This is a genomic window from Planococcus sp. SSTMD024 (assembly GCF_041320495.1).
GTDB lineage: Bacteria > Bacillota > Bacilli > Bacillales_A > Planococcaceae > Planococcus.
Genome location: NZ_JBGGNS010000015.1, coordinates 1 through 744, shown reverse-complemented (window position 1 = coordinate 744; position 744 = coordinate 1). Strand labels below are relative to the sequence as shown.

Here is a 744-nt window from a genome sequence, read left to right as displayed (position 1 = left end):
CATGGAGAAATACGGCATCAAGAATGTCTCCCAGATCAAGACGTGGATGAAATGGTATAGAAACAACGAGATCCATCGATTCGACCAACCAATTGGCAAGCAATATTCGTTCGGTCATGGACCGGAATTCGCCAGTGAGTTGGAAAAGAAAGATCGTCAAAATGCCCATCTGCGGATGGAGAATGACATCTTAAAAAAGTATTTGGAGATCGCAAAGGAGTTGGAAAGCAAGTAATTCTCCGGTTGGTGGATCAGTATCGCCGGAAATATACGGTCACGGCGATTCTTACCGCATTGGGGGTAGCACGTTCAACTTATTATCGGTGGATGGCCGAAGGCATCTCCTATGAACTCACCCAAGTCGAAAGGGATCTGATTGCGTTGTGCAAGCAGACCCGGTATCGCTATGGCCACCGCAAAATTAAGAAGTTGCTCAAATCAAAATACCAGACAGTCCGGCATCGCAATACCATTCAACGCTTGATGCAAAAACACAATTTGCAATGTCGCATCAAGAAGAAGCGAAAGTGGAAATCGCAAGGAGAATCGGTCGTTATCGCTCCCAACCTTTTGGCACGGAATTTCACTGCTTCGGCCCCGAATCAAAAATGGGTCACGGACATCACCTACATTCAGTACGGCAGTTCGACCTTGTATCTTTCCGCCATCATGGATTTGTTTAACAACGAAATTGTGGCCTACCGGCTCTATTCGCACCAACAGACCTCCCTTGTCGTCGATACC

General features: G+C 46.8%; 2 protein-coding genes. Both read left to right on the top strand.

What is annotated here, in order from left to right; translation table 11 throughout:
* The coding region (locus tag AB9R92_RS02885; protein ID WP_483313899.1) for a transposase at positions 1–235 on the top strand (235 nt) is incomplete at its 5' end.
* A gap of 11 nt (positions 236–246) precedes the next feature.
* The coding region (locus tag AB9R92_RS02880; protein ID WP_370668027.1) for a DDE-type integrase/transposase/recombinase at positions 247–744 on the top strand (498 nt) is incomplete at its 3' end.